We start from the raw sequence: 16263 nt of genomic DNA on the forward strand, positions 1-16263 counted from the left end.
CTCCTTATACGCGTGGCACAGCGGCATAAAAGGAGACATCGATGAGGCGAGTGCTCGTGGCATTGAAGTGCATGGCAATCGTGGCGGCCGTTCTGGCCATTCCTGCATGCGGCGGCGACAATCTCACGGCCGCCAGTCCACCCAAAGTCATTATCGACAGCGACTACAACACGCTGAGCGACGACGGCCAACTCGGCGTCATGGCGGCGCAATTGCAGGCGCAAGGTTCGCTGAAAGTACTCGGCATTACCGTGGTGTCCGGAAATCAATGGCTAAAGCAGGGCGTCGCGGACGCGTTGAAATCGGTCGAGCGCCTCGGCGTCGAGAAGCAGATCGGCGTGTATGCAGGTGCCAATTACGCCTTGTCGCACGACTTCGCGACGATTCAGGCCGAACTCGCGCAATTCCCCGGCGGCGACGGCTATCTCGGCGCGTGGAGCACGCCCGAGCCCACCTCGGATAGCGACCTCATCGCACCACCGGACGGTTTCGCGACCCATACCCAGGTGCAGAGCAAGAGCGCGGTCGATTTCATCGTCGATTCGGTGAAGCAGTATCCCGGCGAGGTGACGATCCTTGCGATCGGCCCGCTGACCAACATCGCACTCGCCACTCGCCAGCATCCCGAGATCGTGCCGTTGATCAAGCAGATCATTTACATGGGCGGCGCGGTCGACGTGCCGGGCAACACCACGCCGAGCGCCGAGTTCAACTGGTGGTTCGATCCGGAAGCGGCAAAAGCCGTGCTGCATCTGCCGGTCAAACAGGTGGTGGTGCCGCTCGACGTGACGAACACTGTGAAGATGGACAAGACGCTGTACGACCGCGTCGCGCATGATCCGACGAAGCAGACCATCATCACGCAACTGTTCAAGATCTTGAATGGCTATGGTTTCGACGGCAAGAACGGCTTCGAGACGAACCCGAACTACACGACGAACATCTGGGACACGTTGACGCTCGCGTATCTGATGCATCCTTCGTTCGCGACGCAAACGGTGGACGAGTGGGTGGACGTGGATACGAGCTTCGGCGCCAATGACGGCAAGGCAATGGGTTATACGAGTTCGCCGCCAGCGGGTTTGCAGAAGATGACGATCGTCAAACGCTTCGACAATCCGAGCTTCTTCAATTTCTATGTCGATCTGCTGACGCGGCCGGTGCCGGTCACGCTATCGAACTGAACGCGCCCATTCGCGCTGCGCGCGCCTGGCTGTCACCCCGCCTCAGGCGGGATGCAGGCCGCGCAACAACTGACGCACACGCGAGAGATCCTGGTCGACGTGTTCGGTCTTCTCGAACAACTCCGCGAGCCAGTCGACGAAGGCCCGCACGCGCGGCGACACGCGGCGATTCTTCATATAGGCAACCGAGACCGGCATCGGCACAGGCTTCCATTGCGGCAGGACTTCGCGCAGCAGGCCCGAATCGAGGTAGGGCTGGGCGGCGATCCGTGCGGGCTGGATCAGGCCGAGCCCTTGCAGTCCACAGGTGAGATACGCCTGCTCGTCGCTGACCTTGACGAAGCCGTCGACTTTGACGTTTAGCGCCTCGCCGTCCACCTCGAAATCGAAATCCACTTCGCGGCCGTTGTGCGGCGACATGCAATTCACGGCGACGTGTCCGCGCAGATCGTCGAGCGCGACGGGCGTGCCATAACGGGCCAGATAGGCCGGACTCGCGCAGGTTACGTGTTCGAGCGTGCCGAGCTGGCGCGCGACCAGATTCGAGTCGGGCAATTCGCCGAGTTGGATGCTGCAGTCGATCGCTTCGGAGATCAGATCGACCGTGCGGTTGCTCACGCCGATCGCCAGATCGAGATTCGGGTAGCGGGTGTGAAAGTCGTCCAGTGCTGGGAGGACGATGGCGCTTGCCACGGCGCCGGGCATTTCGATGCGCAGACGACCTGTCAGGTTGTCGGTTGCGTGGCGGATGCTGGCTTCCATTTCGTCGATGTCGGCGAGGATTTGCGCACAGCGCTCGTAGTAGGCGGCGCCTTCGGCGGTGACGCTCAGGCGCCGCGTCGTGCGGGCGAGGAGTGCCGTGCCCAGCAGCGCTTCCAGATTCTGGACGATGGTGGTCGCCGTCGCGCGGGGAATGTTTAGTGATTCCGCTGCGCGGGTGAAACTGTTGGTGTCCACGATTCGGATGAATGTGCGCATTGCAGTTATTCTGTCAATCACGGTGCAGACTCCAGTCGAGGTTTTAGGGTGTTTTTTTGCCTGCTCGGCGTTTTGGGTGTGCTAGTCGGGTGTTGGCCTTTCCTTGAGTTCACGGTGGTCTATTAGCGTTGCCCCTGTGCGGGGCGGCACCTACTTTCTTTGCCGCCGCAAAGAAAGTAGGCAAAGAAAGCGGCTTCAAACCGCTAACTCTTAAGCGGGTCCCCTGGCTTGGAGGGGGCAGTGGCGCATCTGGAATCGGAGCGCTCGCGCATTCCGCGTAAGTGACAAAGCCGTCATCCGCTCCCACTCCGCACTGCGTGCGTCGCGGACGGGTATGCCAGGGAAACCCGTGGGTGGTTCTCCTGGTGGCGAAAAGGGGTCGACCCGCCTCGATGAGGCGCCGAATACTCCAAAGGTTCAGTGAAGTACCGCTGCGGCGCGCGAAGCGCCGCCGGAAGAATGACTGCCTTGTCACCGGGGTGGAATGTGCGAGTGCACGGATTCCAGATGTACCACTGCCCCCTCCAAGCCAGGGGACCCGCTTAAAAATTAGCGGTGTGAAGCCGCTTTCTTTGCTTACTTTCTTTGCGGCGGCAAAGAAAGTAGGTGCCGCCCCGCACAGGGGCAACGCTAATAGACCACCGTGAACTCAAGGAAAGGCCAACACCCGACTAGCACAACCAAAACGCCAAGCAGGCAAAACAACAAAAACTGGTTCCAACAAAAGCCCGCGCAGCAGGCGCAAAAACCAACCGCTGCGCGGGCAAAAAACACTTACTTCCGCAACGAATCCAGATCAATCACAAACCGATACTTAACATCACTCTTCAGCATCCGCTCATAAGCCTCATTGATCTGCTGCATCGGAATCAATTCAATATCCGAAGTAATCCCATGCTCCCCGCAGAAGTCCAGCATCTCCTGCGTCTGCGCAATCCCCCCGATCAACGACCCCGCCAGACGGCGGCGCTTCATGATCAGGTTGAACACCTGCGGCGACGGGTGATCGTGCTCCGGTGCGCCGACCAGCGTCATCGTCCCATCCCGCTTGAGCAGATTCAAAAACGGATTCAGATCGTGTTGCGCAGCCACCGTATTCACAATCAGATCGAAGCTGTTCGCATGCGCTTCCATCTCTTCCGGATTCTTCGAAATCACCACCTCGTGCGCGCCCAGCCGCTTCGCGTCTTCGATCTTCGACGGGGACGTCGTGAACAGCACGACATGTGCGCCCATCGCGCGCGCCAGCTTCACACCCATGTGGCCCAGGCCGCCGAGGCCGACAACCCCGACCTTCTTGCCAGGACCGGCGCCCCACGTGCGCAGCGGCGAATACGTCGTGATGCCCGCGCACAGCAGCGGTGCGACGCCCGCCGGGTCGAGATTCTCCGGCACGCGCAGCGTAAATGCTTCGTCCACCACGAGTTGCGTGGAGTAGCCACCGTACGTGATCTGCCCGTCGACTCGGTCTACACCGTTATACGTGCCGACAAAACCGTTTTCGCAATACTGTTCGAGACCTTCCTCGCAACTCGCGCACGTGCGGCACGAATCGACCAGACAGCCGACGCCGACCAGGTCGCCCGCCTTGTACTTCGTCACGTCCGAACCCACCGCCGTCACGCGGCCGACGATCTCGTGGCCCGGCACCACCGGAAACACCGTGTTCTGCCATTCATTGCGCGCCTGATGCAAGTCCGAGTGGCACACGCCACAAAAAAGGACTTCCATCTGCACGTCATGGGCGCGCAGTTCGCGGCGCTGGATTTCGAACGGGGCGAGCGGCGCGGTAGCGGCGGTCGCTGCATAGGCATAAGTCGTGCTCATGGGTAGCTCCAGCAAAGAGGGTGATGGCACAAGGCGCCGGCGATAGGCAACGCGTGTTGCCGATGCGGCTAACCCTGACAAGAGACCGGGATCACAGCGCCGGCAGTGGTTGACGAGTCCGCCGAAGCGTTGAATTGGCAACCGAGCCCGGCACAGCGCGGAAAAGGATGATCCGGCAGGGTTCCCATCATAGGACCCGAGCGCGAGTGCGGGAATACCTGAACGTCTTGAAGATTTGCCTAAAACTCCTGGCGGGAAGCGCGATAGGCTGTTTGATGCTAAATTTCAAGCATTATTCTCTTGCTCGTCACTATACCGTCATGTCAACCCGTTCTGCTGAACCCGTCTTGGCCGATCCCGCGCAACAGCGCGTGTTCGATTTGTTCGAGGTGCTCGCGCCGAATCCGGGCATCACGCGTTCGAGTCTGGAAGGCGTCAACCTGATGCGCGCGAACAGCCCCATGCCGCGCATGCCGGTCATGTATGAGCCGAGCATCGTGATTGTTTGTCAAGGGCGCAAGCGCGGCTTTCTCGGCGATCAGGTGTTCCAGTATGACGCGCAGCAGTACCTCGTGCTGTCGGTGCCGCTGCCGTTCGAATGCGAGACCGAGGCGAGTGTGGAAAAGCCGTTTCTCGCGATTTCGATTCGGGTCGATCTGACCATGGTTGCCGAGTTGTTGATGGCGCTGAACGAGACGCAGGGCGCCACGCAGAACGAACCGGTCGGCATCTATTCGACGCCGCTCGACCCGGCGCTATGCAATGCGGTGCAGCGTCTGATGGACGCCCTGGCCTCGCCGCTCGACGCGCGCATTCTCGCGCCCGGCGTGGTGCGAGAAATCTGTTATCGCGTGTTGACGGGCGAGCAGGGCGACGCGATTCGCGCGGCGCTCACGCATCAGAATCATTTCGGTCGCATTGCAAAGGCACTGCGCCGCATTCATGCGGACTACCACGGACAACTCGACGTCGATATGCTCGCCTCCGAAGCGGGCATGAGTCTCGCGGTGTTTCATGCGCAGTTCAAAGCCGTGACGGCGACCTCGCCGATGCAATACGTGAAGACCACACGTTTGCATCACGCGCGTTTGCTGATGGTGCAGGATGGTTTGAATGTGGGCGCAGCGGCAGCGCGCGTGGGTTACGAGAGCGCGTCGCAATTCAGCCGCGAGTTCAAGCGCCTGTTCGGCCTGAGTCCGGTCGACGAAGTCAAACGCATGCGCACCGTCTACGATGCGCCGCCGCCGCGCCTGCTGAAGCCGGTCGCGCGCTACGTCACCGCCGTCTAGCCGCATCAGGGTAGTGGTGCGGCGCGCTCGCTTATAAGCCGCTGAACCAGTTGTAGCCCTGGTCCTCCCAATAGCCGCCGGGATTCGTGTTGGTCACGAAGATCGCCGCGATATGCTTGGGGTTCTTGAAGCCGAGCTTGGTCGGCACGCGCAGCTTCAGCGGGTAGCCGTATTTGGCCGGCAGCGGCGCGTTGCCGAAATCGAGCGTCAATTGCGTTTGCGGATGTAGCGCCGTCGCCATGTCGAGGCTCGAGTAATAGCGGTCCGCGCATTTGAAGCCGACATAGCGCGCATTCAGATCGGCGCCGATACGTTCGAGGAACGTGCGAAACGGCACACCGCGCCATTGCCCGATCGCGCTCCATCCTTCGATGCAGATATGGCGCGTGATCTGCGAAGCTTGCGGCAACGCGCGCAATTGATCGAGATTCCAGGTGCGCTTGTCCGCGACGAGTCCCGACACTTCCAGCCGATACGTCGAACCGTCGATATCCGGCGCGTCGAACTCCGGGTAGAACGCGTTGAAGGGAAAGGGATCGGTGATCTCGCGCGCCGAATACGTCGGCGCAAGCTTGTTACGGTCGAACAGCCACGCCTGGACGCGATCGTTCCAGCGCGACATCGCCCACAGCACCTTGTCGACGGAATCGTTGTCCTGCATGTTGCAGCCCGAGAGCATCGCGAGCGCGCCGATCGACAGCGACGAGCGCAGAAACAGCCGCCGTTGCAGCCGCTCGATTTGCGGCTGATGATCGGCGAGAACGAGCCGCGCCGGCCGGGTGTCGGTGGCGTCGGTGGCGCGGGTAGCGCGGGTAGGTTTGGATGCGCTCATGCCTGAGTCCTTTCATGCGCAGTACCGTGGGCGCGACGCGCGCGTCCGCTCAGCATCGGCAGCAACGTGCGCGGCACCAGCAGTACCAGCGCCAGATGCACGACGACGAAGCCGACCACGCCCGCCATGGCGATGAAATGCACGCGTCGCGCGAAATCGAAGCCGCCGAAGAGCGCGGTCAGCCAGGAGAATTGCACCGGCTTCCAGATCGACAGTCCCGACGCGACCAGCAGCACGCCGAGGCACAGCACGAACAGATAGAGCGCGCGCTGCACCGCGTTGTATTTGCCGGTATCGTGCGGCAGTTTGAAGCGCAGCGCCAACGCCGCGTCGTGCACGACCTCGCGCGGATAGACCGGCAGCAGCTTGCGGCGCAAATGCCCGCGACCCATGCCGTACGCCAGGTACAGCAGCCCGTTCGCACACAGCAGCCACATCGCCGCGAAGTGCCAGGCGATCGAGCCGCCCAGCCATCCGCCGACGGTCGCCCACGCCGGAAATGTGAACGGGAAGAAGGGCGACGCGTTGTAAATCGCCCAGCCGCTCATCACCATGCAGACCATCGCGAACGCATTGATCCAGTGCGTCACGCGGACGACGAGCGGGTGAACGATCAGGCGAGCTTGCGATTCGGACATGAGCGAAGAGGACACGCGAACGGGAACTGGAAAGCCGCGTCGTCAAAGAGCGCGGCTGCCTGGGTGATCGATGAAAGCCTGCGCCGCGCCCTTACATCGGCGGCGTTACGCCGTGCTCGCCGGCCGAGATGAAGTTCGCCGCCATCGAGCCGTCCGCTTCCTTGTGCGCGAACAGCACGACCTTGGCGCCAGGCACCAGCAGCGAGCGGTCGCCCGGTTGCAGGCTGACGATAGGCACGTCTTGCGGAATCACGATTTTCTTTTCGCCGTCCTTGTACTTCACGGTGATCGTGCGGCCATTGCTAACCACGAGCGAGCCGACCGTGCCGTTGGTCATCGTGCTGTTCGAACCGAGATCCCACGGACGATGGCCTTCGCCAGAACCGCGCATGCTGGCCGGAAACACGTGGACTTCGAGCGCTTTCAGCGTGCCGTCGGCTTGTGGAATCGCGGCAGTGCCGACATAGCTGTCCGGCTTGATGTCGTTGACGTTGGCAAGCGTGACGCCGCGAATCGGCGTATCCGCCGCGAGCTTCACGTCGACGTCCTTGCCGTCGCGCGTATGGACCTTGAGCAGATCGCCCGAGAGCGACGTCACCGTGCCGCGCACGCCGGTGGGCGCCGCGTTTTGGGCTTGCGCCGCGCTCGCGGTCGCAAGGAATGCGGCGGCGACGAGGGCGGGGGCGACGAATGCGCGCAATGCATGCGCCGAAACGATCTTCATGAGTCTGCTCCAGGGTGGTGAACGGTCCCGCCAGATTAGCCATGAATCGGCTCGCGAGCGTGACGCATAGATGACAAAAACGTCATGAACGGCATGCCGCTGCCACGTAGAATGGCCGCGTCAGGCACGTCCGGCGTGCGGTTGTTTGCGCACCGGGCAGCGCGCTGTTGAGTTACCGCTGGAATCGCGGCCCAGGTCAAGGCCCGAGCCGGGCCGCGAGCCATAGCCCGAGTTGGAGCACCGAGCACCATGAGCATTCTCGTCATCGAAGACGATCCGAAAACCGGCGACTATCTGAAGAAAGGCTTGCGCGAGAGCGGCTATGCGGTCGATCTCGCGCGCACCGGCACGGACGGCCTGCACATGGCGCTCGAACGCGCGTACGACCTCGTGGTGCTCGACGTGATGCTACCCGGCATCGACGGCTGGGAAATCATGCGTGCGCTGCGCGCGCGGCGCGATCTGCCGGTGATCTTTCTGACTGCGCGCGATCACGTCAGCGACCGCATACGCGGTCTCGAACTGGGCGCGGACGATTATCTCGTCAAGCCGTTTTCCTTCACCGAGCTGGTGCTGCGCATTCGCACACTGTTACGCCGTGGCGTGATCCGCGAGAGCGACGTGTTCGAAGTCGCCGATCTCAAGCTCGACGTGCTGCGCCGCAAAGTGACGCGCGAAGGCATCGACATTCCGCTCACCAACAAGGAATTCATGCTGCTGCATCTGCTCGTGCGCCGCCAGGGCGAAGCCTTGTCGCGCTCGCAGATCGCCTCGGAAGTGTGGGACATGAACTTCGACAGCGACACCAACGTCGTCGATGTCGCGATCAAACGGCTGCGCGCCAAGATCGATCATCCGTTCGAGAAGAAGCTGATCCACACGGTGCGCAGCATCGGCTACACCTTTGGCGACGGCGCATGAAACTCTGGACCGAGCGCTCGTTGACGGCGCGCACCACGGCGCTGTTCGCGTTGATCGCGTGCCTCGTGATCGGCACGCTCGGCGCGTATTTCTATCACTCCGCGCAAGTGTCGCTGCAACGCCGCGCCGACGTCGTGCTCAACGGCCGCGTCGAGCATTTCAGCCGGATCGTGCATGACCTGTATTCGGTGAGCGAACTGAAGAGCCGGCCGCTGCTGTTCGAGACCATGCTCGGCGCGGAGCAGGACGTGCTGCTGTTTCGGCGTCCCGGCGAAGCGCCATTCGTCGACGTGAACCCTGCGAAGGTCGCGGTGCCCGCGCTGCCGGCCGGCGCTGTGGACAGCCCGCCGGGCTTCGCCGACATCCATCAGACGCGCTTGCCGAACGGCGTGCCGGTGCACTGGGCGATCGCCACCGCGAGAGCGCGCGAGGACGGCGCCGAAGTCGAAGTGATCGCCGGGCACCCGATGACTCAGGAAGTGCAGATGCTCGCCGCGTACCGCAATCGCATCTTGCTCGCGACGCTGAGCGGCATGCTGGCCGCCACGCTGCTCGCCTGGTACGTGCTGCGCCGCGCGCTGCGCCCGGTTCGCGCGATTGCCGCGCGGGCTGCGCAGATCAGCCCGGCGAGCCTGTCCGTGCGGCTCGACAGCGACGCCGCGCCGGTCGAATTGCGGCAGCTCACGCACGCATTCAATGCGATGCTCGATCGTCTCGCCGATGGCTATCAACGCCTGTCACAGTTTTCCGCCGACCTGGCGCACGAGATTCGCACGCCCATTGGCGCGCTGATCGGCCAGACGCAGGTGACGCTCGCCAAGCCGCGCGAGCCCGACGAATATCAGCAGTTGCTCGAATCGAATCTCGAAGAGTTGGACCGCTTGAGCCATATCGCGGAGAACATCCTGTTTCTCGCGCATGCGGATCATGCGGCGCTGTCCGTCGAACGCGAGCCGGTCGATCTGCGCGCGGAACTCGTCAGGATCGCAGACTATTTCGAAGGTCCCGCCGACGAACGCGGCATGCGCTTCGAAGTCGACGCGCAAGGCGTGGCCTCGGTCAATCCGCTGCTGTGGCGCCGGGCGATCCACAATCTGGTCGTCAATGCGGTGCGCTACGGCGCAAGCGACACGGTCGTGCGCTTGCGCGGCACGCAGGACGAAGCGGGCGCCACCGTGGTGGTCGAAAACGAGGGCGAACCGATTCCCGAGGCGCAACTGGACCGTCTGTTCGATCGCTTTTATCGCGCGGATGCGGCGCGCAGCGCGTTCACCGAATCGAACGGCTTGGGGCTCGCGATCGTCAAGGCGATCATGCATCTGCATGGCGGTACCGCGCGCGCGGGGTGTCCAGCGCCGGGCGTGGTGCGCTTCGAGTTGCGCTTTCCGGCCGTCTAGTTGCCAGCTTGCGCAACCGCTGACGGGCCAGGCGCTTGCGGGTCATGGCAGCAGACGCATAGCTTGTTGCCGTCGGGATCGCGGAAGTAGGCACCGTAGTAGTTCGCGTGATAGTGCGGCCGCAAGCCCGGCGGCCCTTCGCAGGCGCCGCCGTGCGCGAGCGCGGCGGCATGGGCGCGATCGACCGTCGGGCGATCGGCGGCGAGCAGGGCGATCATCTGGCCATTGCCGGCTTCGGCAGGGCGGCCGTCGTAGGGTGTGCCGATCAGGAACAACGGACGCGGCGCATCGGCCGGCATCCAGCCTGCCCAGCCCCGGTCTGTCTCGCGGAACTTCAGTGGCAGGCCTAGCGTGTCCATCAGCGCCTGATAAAAATCGAAAGCGCGCTCGAAATCGGTAATGCCGACGAATACGTGGGACAGCATGGGTGTCGCTCCTCGTTGACGCGGTTCGGGCTCGTCCGGTGCGGCTTGCTCGCGTTCATTCTGCGCTCCATCTGATGACCGGCGTGCGCGATGCGCAGGCTCTCATCCGGACGCGCTCTCCCGCATTGTTCGCCTCGGCCCAGGCCCTGCACTCGCGCGGGCCGGCCTATACTCACTGATCGGATAGCGAAACATTCGAGCCGGCTTCCGCGCGCTTTGCGCAGGTTCGCAAAGCGATTTCATTGCCTGCGTCTCACCTCAGGAGTCGTGTCATGGTCAAACTCGCTCTGTACGTTCATCTCGAAGCCAAGCCCGGCAAGGAAAAAGAAGTCGAGGCGTTTCTGCTCGGCGGCCTGCCGCTCGTCGAACAGGAGCCGGCCACCACCGCGTGGTTCGCTCTGAAGCTGGGACCGTCCAGCTTTGGCATTTTCGACGCCTTTCCTGACGAAGCCGGCCGTGACGCGCATCTGAACGGCAAGGTGGCGGCCGCGCTGATGGCCCAGGCGGGCGAGTTGCTCGCGTCGCCGCCGAGCATCAACAAGGTGGACGTGCTGGCGGCGAAGTTGCCGGGGTGATCGGGTGGCGTGTCGAGCTTCCCATGTGCTGAGAAAGCCGCGGACACGATCACCGACATGGCCGCAGACCCATCTTGCCGTCACGTCGCCACGCCGCGTCTGAACGCCGTCAAGGTTTCAAACGCCGGCTCTTAACCACCGGCGCTAACCATCACTGGCCGCATTCGCAGCCGGCTGGTTTGCATAGTGCGCGCGCTTTTCCTCGTACATCAGCAGGTCGGCGCGCCGCACGCCCGATTCGAGCCGGTCGCCACGCTGGCAGGTCGCCGCGCCCATCGAGAAGCTCAGCGGCGAGCCCGGATAGAACTGGTTGTTCATCTCCACGAGTTGGCGGATCGCATCGATCATCGCCGCGCCGCCGCGCTCGTCGGTATTCGGCATCAGGATCGCGAACTCGTCGCCGCCGATGCGCGCCGCGTGAAACGGCGACTCCATGGCCTTCGCGAGCACTTCGCCTGCGCGCCTTAGCAGCGCGTCGCCGGCGGCGTGGCCGAGTTGGTCGTTCACGCGTTTGAGGCCGTTCAGATCGGCCATGATGATCGTCACCGGCCACGGACCCTTGCGTTCGAGCCGGTTCAGTTCGTCCACGTAGAAGGAGCGGTTGCGCAGCTTGGTCAGCACGTCGTGCTTGCCGAGGAACTCCAGATAGGCTTCGGCCTTCTTGCGCGCCGTGATGTCCGTGAGCGCGACCAGCACCAGGTCCCAGTTCTGCTCGTGGCCCGGCAGCACCGAGAATTGCAGGTGCACGTGCACCTCGCTGCCGCCGAGCGAATAGTTGAGCACCTCGCGTTGCTGGAACAGTTTGTCGTCCCACAGATCGATCAACTGGTCGCGGAAATGCGGGCGCATGTCGTCGCGGAACACGTCGGGCAGATGCGCGAGCAGGGTCTGCTTGTCCTTCGCGGCGAACATGTCGAGCGTGTGCTGGTTCACGTCGAGCACGTGAATCTCCTGCATGCAGCGTTCGACAAACTCGGGATGCACGTCGGTGAACACGCGAAAATCGGCGATGCCGGCCGCCCGCGCACCGTCGAGCAGACGCTTGACCGCGCTGAAATCCTCCACCCACAACGACACCGGCGAATGCTCGAAGAGGCCGCGCACGTACTGCTCGGCAAGCGTCACGCGCCGGCGCGCGCCTTCGAGCTCGGTGATGTCCTCGACCGACACCAGCACGCGGTCCCAGCGGGCCTCGTGACCGGGCAACACGGCGCCCTTGAGCAGCACGTCGAGGCGGCGCCCGCCGAGCGTGTAGTTGACGGTCTGGCTCGTGAACTGTGCGTGGCCCTCCCACAACTGGCAAAGTTCTTCCAGGTGGGTCTTGAGCATGTCGTCGCGAAACACCGAGGCGAGATTGCTGGTCAGCGCGTCGAAATCCGCGGCTTCGAACTGTTCGAGCGTCTTCTGGTTGACCTTGATCACGCGGATGCTATGCGCGCATTCGGCAACTCGCCGTGGATCGTCGGCGAAATGTGCGCGCAGATCGGTCACGCCCGCGGCCCGCCATGTATCGAAGAGGGTGCGCACGCCGCTGAAGTCTTCGAGCCAGAGCGAGACGGGCGCAAGCCCGAACATTTCGGAATCGTCGCCCAGGGAGGCCGCCGTGGGGTTGTTCCCCAAGGACGTTTCCTTCGGGGCGCTTTTTGCGGGCGCGGAGCCGTGCGGGACAATATCGAGCATGAGGGTCTCGGGATCGAAGTTGCCGCTATTTTAAGACGGGTTCGGCATCAGCTGAAAAGAAAGACCAGCGACGCATCGTTTTGCGCAACTCTGTCCAACAGGATAACGGCCGGGCGGGCAGGGGACCTGAGGCGCTGCGCGCGTGATGCGAGGGGCGTAAGGAACGAACGGTAAGAGCTAGCGCAAACAGGCCCATGTCCGCAGCACGCATTTCCGAGCCTTGCTACACTCGACGGCCATGGATTTCACCCACCACGTCGTCAACCATCACGCCGTCATGAAGCCATCCCTGCTGATCCTGATCCACTTGAGCGATGCAAGCCGCGCCAATATCGAAGCGGTGTTCGACGTCGTCTATGTGCCCGATACCGGGCAGCACGACGCCGCGATCGCCGCGCACGGCGAGACGATCCGCGCCGTGCTGACCAACGGCACGATCGGCCTGAGCGCCGCGGCGATCGACCGGATGCCGCAGCTCGAACTGGTCAGCGCCTTGGGCGCCGGCTACGAAAACCTCGCCGTCGACCACGCCCGTGCGCGCGGCATCGTGCTCGTCAACGGCGCGGGCACCAACGATCATTGCGTGGCCGATCATGCGTTCGCCTTGCTGCTCGCGGTCGTGCGCGACGTGCCGCAACTCGATCAGGCCACCCGCATGGGCGTCTGGCGCGATACGCTGCCTCTGCAATCAAGCGTGTCGCATAAGCGTTTGGGGATCGTCGGCCTCGGCAATATCGGCGAGAAGGTCGCGCGCCGGGGCGCGGGATTCGACATGGAGATCGGCTATCACAATCGTCAGCCGTGTGAAGGCTCGCCGCTGCGTTACTTCGACAGCGTGCAGGCACTCGCGCAATGGTGCGATTTGCTGGTGGTGGCGACGCCCGGTGGAGCGGGCACGCGGCACCTGATCGATGCAAGCGTGCTGGAGGCGCTCGGTCCGCAGGGCTTTCTCGTCAATGTGTCGCGCGGCAGTGTGGTGGATACGGCCGCGTTGGCGCGCGCGCTGACCTCGGGGACCATTGCCGGCGCGGGGCTCGACGTCTACGAAGGGGAGCCGCAGCCGCCCGAGGCTTTGCTGACATTGCGCAACGTGGTGCTCACGCCGCATGTGGGTGGCCGTTCGCCGGAGGCGATTACCGCCTCGGTCGAGAATTTTCTGGGCAATGTGAAACGCCATTTCGCGGGCGAGCCGGTGTTGACGCCGATCTGACCGACGCATGATGTACGGGGCAGCGCGCACGGTGCAGGCGCGTTGCCGTCCATGCGTCGCCTACTTCTCCTCATCCCGCCCAGGCCGCGCGCCGATGTACTCGTACTCCGCCGTGTTGAGCCGCGACACTCGCAACTCGACCGCGTTGCGGTGATACGAATAGGCGATCCGGCGGATTTCCAGCAAAGGCGCACTGACCTCGACACCGAGTTGCTCGCTCTCGATGTCGTTCGCGAGCGCGACGCTCACGCGTTCATCGGTCTCGACCACGTTGATGCCGAATACGTCCTGATAGAAGTTGTACAGCGTGTTCGGCCGGTTGCGCAGCTTCGTTTCGGTGAGGCCCGGAAAGTGCGCTTCCGGCACGGTGATGTGTTCGATCAGTACCGTCTTGCCATGCAGCGCGAGGCCGTTGACGAACTGGAACACGCGCGCGCCGGTCTCGATGCCGAGCGCGGCCGCCACTTCACGCGACGCCCGCGCCTTCCTGAAGTCGATCAGCGTGACGACCGGATAGGCCTTGTCGCCGTCGCGCCGCACGATCCGGAAGAAGCGGAAAAAATGCCGGTCGCGCTGGTGCATCGACACGAAGGTGCCGAGCCCCTGATGACGGATCAGGATGTTTTCCGCGCAGAGTTCGTCGATGGCCTTGCGCAGCGTGCCGATGGACACGCCGAAGCGTTCGGCGAGGCGCTTTTCCGAAGGAATGCATTCGCCGCCTTTCCATTCGCCGGCCGAGAGCGCGGCGAGGATCGCGCTTTTGACTTCCTTGTACCGCGTGCCGCCGAGGGCGGGCGGATTGATGGCGAGCGTGCTCATGAAAACCTCTGCAATGCGCGAGTCGCGCGACGCCGCTCGCTAGAGTTGGACCCGCCCCGATTTTAAACGACAAAGTCATCTAGCACATCTAGATGAGATAGATTCTGTCGGTTCGTCGCGACATTGCTTCGGGCCCTTCCCGTTGCCCAAAAATCTCTTGTCCTCACGCCAAGAATTACTGGCTTTTCACGCACGCGCACGTGGGCCTAACCTGATGGTCAGCAGCCGTTCCCACAGAACCATAGGACTATCGGGCCATCACCCTATGCAGCCATCCGTCAGCGACATGCTGAGCGTGCGCGTCTGGCGCGGAGCCGAAGACGGTGCCTTCGAGCCGTTCGAGGTGCCGCGCCGCGCGAGCCAGACCGTGCTGGACGCCGTCACGCACATCCAGCGCAGTATCGATGCCACGCTGTCCTACCGTTTCGCGTGCCGTGTCGGCATGTGCGGTTCCTGCGCGATGACCGTCAACGGCCGCGCGCGCTGGACCTGTCGCACGCACGTCGCGCAGGTGCTGCGGCGCCCCGGCGACGTGCTCGAAATCGCGCCGCTCAACCATCTGCCGATCGTCAAGGATCTGGCGGTCGACATGACGCGGTTTTTCGACAAATGGCGCGAGGCGAAGGGCTATTTCGCGGGCAACCGTGATCGCTGCGCACCGCTCGAACTGGTCGATCCCGCGTCGCCCGAACGGCAGGCCGCGGATGCGGCCATCGAGTGCATCGGCTGCGGCGTCTGCTATGCGAGCTGCGACGTGGTCGGCTGGAAACCGGACTATCTCGGGCCGGCCGCCCTCAATCGCGCGTGGACGCTCGTCAACGACGTGCGCGACGTGCAGCAGGGCGCCCGCCACGACGCGGTCGCCACCGACGCCGGCTGCCACTCGTGCCACACCCTCGGCTCATGCACTGAACGCTGCCCGAAAGCGCTGGCGCCCACGGCGAGCATCGCTGGCCTCAAACGCGCGGGGCGCACGCGGCCAACCGGAGGCGGGCAATGAACCGGACCTTCGACGCATGGTGGCTGCAACGCCTGTCCGCGATGGTGCTGACGCTGTGCGTCGCGATTCATCTGGCGACGATGATCTGGGTCGTGCATGGCGGACTGCGCGCGGTGGACGTGATCGCGCGTCTGCATGGCAATGTCGCATGGGGCCTGTTTTACGCGATCTTCGTGATCGCCGCGGCGCTGCACGTTCCAGTGGGCCTGCGCCGTATCGCCGACGAGTGGTTGAACTGGCGCGGTGTCTGGGCGGCGCGCGCGAGCGTGCTGATCGGCGTCGGCCTGGCGCTGGCGGGCTTGCGCGCGGTCTATGGATTGATCGTGGGCGTGCCGGCATGAACTCCACCACCCGTGCTAACCAAACCGCCCATCCACGCGCCGCCACGCCGGGCCGCCGGCTTGACTTCCGCGCGCGCAATCATCCCGCGTGGTGGGCTTTTCTCGTGCACCGCCTGTCCGGTCTTGCGCTGGCGTTCTTCCTGCCCGCGCATTTCTGGGCGCTCGGCACCGCGCTGAACGGCGCCGCGCGTTTCGAATCGTTTCTCGCCGCCACGCGCGCGCCGGGCTTCGTGTTCGCGGAGTGGGGGCTGGTCACGCTGCTCGCCGCGCATCTGATCGGCGGGGTGCGGCTGCTGCTGATCGAGTTCCGGCCGTGGAGCGGCTTGCGCAAGGATCTGATCGCGCTGACCGCGGGCGGCGCGTTCGTAATCGGGATGGCATTTGCGCTTTCGCTGACATTGTGAACGCGCGCGTTTGAAGAGG

17 protein-coding genes are annotated in these 16263 nt (G+C 63.6%); 9 read left to right on the top strand and 8 right to left on the bottom strand.

The features are described 5' to 3' along the window. Window positions 1–41: 41 nt before the first annotated feature. Window positions 42–1184, top strand: coding sequence for a nucleoside hydrolase (locus tag HV770_RS22910; protein WP_175163250.1), 1143 nt, complete (start codon window positions 42–44; stop codon window positions 1182–1184). Window positions 1185–1226: 42 nt separating this feature from the next. Here HV770_RS22910 and HV770_RS22915 read toward each other — a convergent pair whose 3' ends face one another. Beyond that, window positions 1227–2183, bottom strand: a complete 957-nt coding sequence (locus HV770_RS22915; protein ID WP_175163252.1) for a LysR family transcriptional regulator — start codon at window positions 2181–2183, stop codon at window positions 1227–1229. A 753-nt stretch (window positions 2184–2936) separates the two neighbouring features. Continuing rightward, window positions 2937–3989: an NAD(P)-dependent alcohol dehydrogenase gene (locus tag HV770_RS22920; protein ID WP_175163254.1), complete on the bottom strand. Its 1053-nt coding sequence runs from the start codon at window positions 3987–3989 to the stop codon at window positions 2937–2939. Between the two features lie 320 nt (window positions 3990–4309). Between HV770_RS22920 and HV770_RS22925 the strand changes: the two genes are divergently transcribed. Beyond that, window positions 4310–5278, top strand: coding sequence for an AraC family transcriptional regulator (locus HV770_RS22925; RefSeq protein WP_175163255.1), 969 nt, complete (start codon window positions 4310–4312; stop codon window positions 5276–5278). A gap of 31 nt (window positions 5279–5309) precedes the next feature. Here HV770_RS22925 and HV770_RS22930 read toward each other — a convergent pair whose 3' ends face one another. The 3 genes from HV770_RS22930 to HV770_RS22940 form a co-directional block, all read right to left on the bottom strand. Then, window positions 5310–6110: a molybdopterin-dependent oxidoreductase gene (locus HV770_RS22930; RefSeq protein ID WP_175163257.1), complete on the bottom strand. Its 801-nt coding sequence runs from the start codon at window positions 6108–6110 to the stop codon at window positions 5310–5312. Beyond that, window positions 6107–6748 (bottom strand): cytochrome b/b6 domain-containing protein, encoded by a 642-nt coding sequence (locus HV770_RS22935; protein WP_175163259.1) that lies wholly within the window; start codon window positions 6746–6748, stop codon window positions 6107–6109. Before HV770_RS22935 ends, HV770_RS22930 begins: the two co-directional genes overlap by 4 nt. A 91-nt stretch (window positions 6749–6839) precedes the next feature. Next, on the bottom strand, window positions 6840–7472 hold the full coding sequence (locus HV770_RS22940) for a hypothetical protein (protein ID WP_175163261.1): 633 nt from the start codon (window positions 7470–7472) through the stop codon (window positions 6840–6842). 249 nt (window positions 7473–7721) lie between these two features. Here HV770_RS22940 and HV770_RS22945 point away from each other — a divergent pair, with 249 nt between their 5' ends. Together HV770_RS22945 and HV770_RS22950 are read left to right on the top strand one after the other, a co-directional pair. Next, the gene (locus HV770_RS22945; RefSeq protein ID WP_175163262.1) at window positions 7722–8393 is read left to right on the top strand and encodes a heavy metal response regulator transcription factor; all 672 of its coding nucleotides are present in this window, start codon (window positions 7722–7724) and stop codon (window positions 8391–8393) included. Continuing rightward, the gene (locus HV770_RS22950) at window positions 8390–9790 is read left to right on the top strand and encodes a heavy metal sensor histidine kinase (RefSeq protein WP_175163265.1); all 1401 of its coding nucleotides are present in this window, start codon (window positions 8390–8392) and stop codon (window positions 9788–9790) included. Before HV770_RS22945 ends, HV770_RS22950 begins: the two co-directional genes overlap by 4 nt. Here HV770_RS22950 and HV770_RS22955 read toward each other — a convergent pair. Further along, window positions 9787–10215 carry a VOC family protein gene (locus tag HV770_RS22955; protein WP_175163267.1) on the bottom strand — a complete coding sequence of 143 codons (429 nt, stop codon included), beginning with the start codon at window positions 10213–10215 and terminating at the stop codon, window positions 9787–9789. The genes HV770_RS22950 and HV770_RS22955 overlap by 4 nt on opposite strands. Before the next feature lie 272 nt (window positions 10216–10487). Between HV770_RS22955 and HV770_RS22960 the strand changes: the two genes are divergently transcribed. Then, entirely contained in the window at window positions 10488–10790 is a 303-nt protein-coding gene (locus HV770_RS22960; protein WP_121321715.1) for a putative quinol monooxygenase, read from the top strand. Window positions 10791–10934: 144 nt separating this feature from the next. Here the strand turns inward: HV770_RS22960 and HV770_RS22965 are convergent, their stop codons facing one another. Then, window positions 10935–12470, bottom strand: coding sequence for a sensor domain-containing diguanylate cyclase (locus HV770_RS22965; RefSeq protein WP_175163269.1), 1536 nt, complete (start codon window positions 12468–12470; stop codon window positions 10935–10937). A 277-nt stretch (window positions 12471–12747) separates the two neighbouring features. Here HV770_RS22965 and HV770_RS22970 point away from each other — a divergent pair, with 277 nt between their 5' ends. Continuing rightward, the gene (locus HV770_RS22970) at window positions 12748–13680 is read left to right on the top strand and encodes a 2-hydroxyacid dehydrogenase (RefSeq protein ID WP_175163412.1); all 933 of its coding nucleotides are present in this window, start codon (window positions 12748–12750) and stop codon (window positions 13678–13680) included. Between the two features lie 60 nt (window positions 13681–13740). On the opposite strand, the gene HV770_RS22975 is transcribed toward HV770_RS22970, so the two are convergent. Next, on the bottom strand, window positions 13741–14499 hold the full coding sequence (locus HV770_RS22975) for a GntR family transcriptional regulator (protein ID WP_121321719.1): 759 nt from the start codon (window positions 14497–14499) through the stop codon (window positions 13741–13743). A 265-nt stretch (window positions 14500–14764) separates the two neighbouring features. On the opposite strand from HV770_RS22975, the gene HV770_RS22980 reads away from it, so the two are divergent. From HV770_RS22980 to sdhC, 3 genes are read left to right on the top strand one after another with little or no spacing between them, the layout of a single operon-like run. After that, a complete protein-coding gene (locus HV770_RS22980; RefSeq protein WP_175163271.1) occupies window positions 14765–15499 on the top strand; it encodes a succinate dehydrogenase/fumarate reductase iron-sulfur subunit in 735 nt (244 codons plus the stop codon). Then, on the top strand, window positions 15496–15840 hold the full coding sequence (locus HV770_RS22985; protein ID WP_175163273.1) for a succinate dehydrogenase/fumarate reductase transmembrane subunit: 345 nt from the start codon (window positions 15496–15498) through the stop codon (window positions 15838–15840). The genes HV770_RS22980 and HV770_RS22985 overlap by 4 nt, the downstream gene beginning before the upstream one ends. Beyond that, window positions 15837–16244, top strand: coding sequence for a succinate dehydrogenase, cytochrome b556 subunit (gene sdhC / locus HV770_RS22990; protein WP_175163275.1), 408 nt, complete (start codon window positions 15837–15839; stop codon window positions 16242–16244). Before HV770_RS22985 ends, sdhC begins: the two co-directional genes overlap by 4 nt. The last annotated feature ends 19 nt before the right edge of the window (window positions 16245–16263 follow it).

The organism is Paraburkholderia fynbosensis, assembly GCF_902859935.1.
Lineage (GTDB): Bacteria > Pseudomonadota > Gammaproteobacteria > Burkholderiales > Burkholderiaceae > Paraburkholderia > Paraburkholderia fynbosensis.

Coding starts and splice junctions, on each gene's coding strand:
- HV770_RS22910 (WP_175163250.1), top strand. CDS start 42: ATGAGGCGAGTGCTCGTGGCATTGAAGTGCATGGCAATCGTGGCGGCC.
- HV770_RS22920 (WP_175163254.1), bottom strand. CDS start 3,989: ATGAGCACGACTTATGCCTATGCAGCGACCGCCGCTACCGCGCCGCTC.
- HV770_RS22925 (WP_175163255.1), top strand. CDS start 4,310: ATGTCAACCCGTTCTGCTGAACCCGTCTTGGCCGATCCCGCGCAACAG.
- HV770_RS22930 (WP_175163257.1), bottom strand. CDS start 6,110: ATGAGCGCATCCAAACCTACCCGCGCTACCCGCGCCACCGACGCCACC.
- HV770_RS22935 (WP_175163259.1), bottom strand. CDS start 6,748: ATGTCCGAATCGCAAGCTCGCCTGATCGTTCACCCGCTCGTCGTCCGC.
- HV770_RS22940 (WP_175163261.1), bottom strand. CDS start 7,472: ATGAAGATCGTTTCGGCGCATGCATTGCGCGCATTCGTCGCCCCCGCC.
- HV770_RS22945 (WP_175163262.1), top strand. CDS start 7,722: ATGAGCATTCTCGTCATCGAAGACGATCCGAAAACCGGCGACTATCTG.
- HV770_RS22950 (WP_175163265.1), top strand. CDS start 8,390: ATGAAACTCTGGACCGAGCGCTCGTTGACGGCGCGCACCACGGCGCTG.
- HV770_RS22955 (WP_175163267.1), bottom strand. CDS start 10,215: ATGCTGTCCCACGTATTCGTCGGCATTACCGATTTCGAGCGCGCTTTC.
- HV770_RS22960 (WP_121321715.1), top strand. CDS start 10,488: ATGGTCAAACTCGCTCTGTACGTTCATCTCGAAGCCAAGCCCGGCAAG.
- HV770_RS22965 (WP_175163269.1), bottom strand. CDS start 12,470: ATGCTCGATATTGTCCCGCACGGCTCCGCGCCCGCAAAAAGCGCCCCG.
- HV770_RS22970 (WP_175163412.1), top strand. CDS start 12,748: ATGAAGCCATCCCTGCTGATCCTGATCCACTTGAGCGATGCAAGCCGC.
- HV770_RS22975 (WP_121321719.1), bottom strand. CDS start 14,499: ATGAGCACGCTCGCCATCAATCCGCCCGCCCTCGGCGGCACGCGGTAC.
- HV770_RS22980 (WP_175163271.1), top strand. CDS start 14,765: ATGCAGCCATCCGTCAGCGACATGCTGAGCGTGCGCGTCTGGCGCGGA.
- HV770_RS22985 (WP_175163273.1), top strand. CDS start 15,496: ATGAACCGGACCTTCGACGCATGGTGGCTGCAACGCCTGTCCGCGATG.
- sdhC (WP_175163275.1), top strand. CDS start 15,837: ATGAACTCCACCACCCGTGCTAACCAAACCGCCCATCCACGCGCCGCC.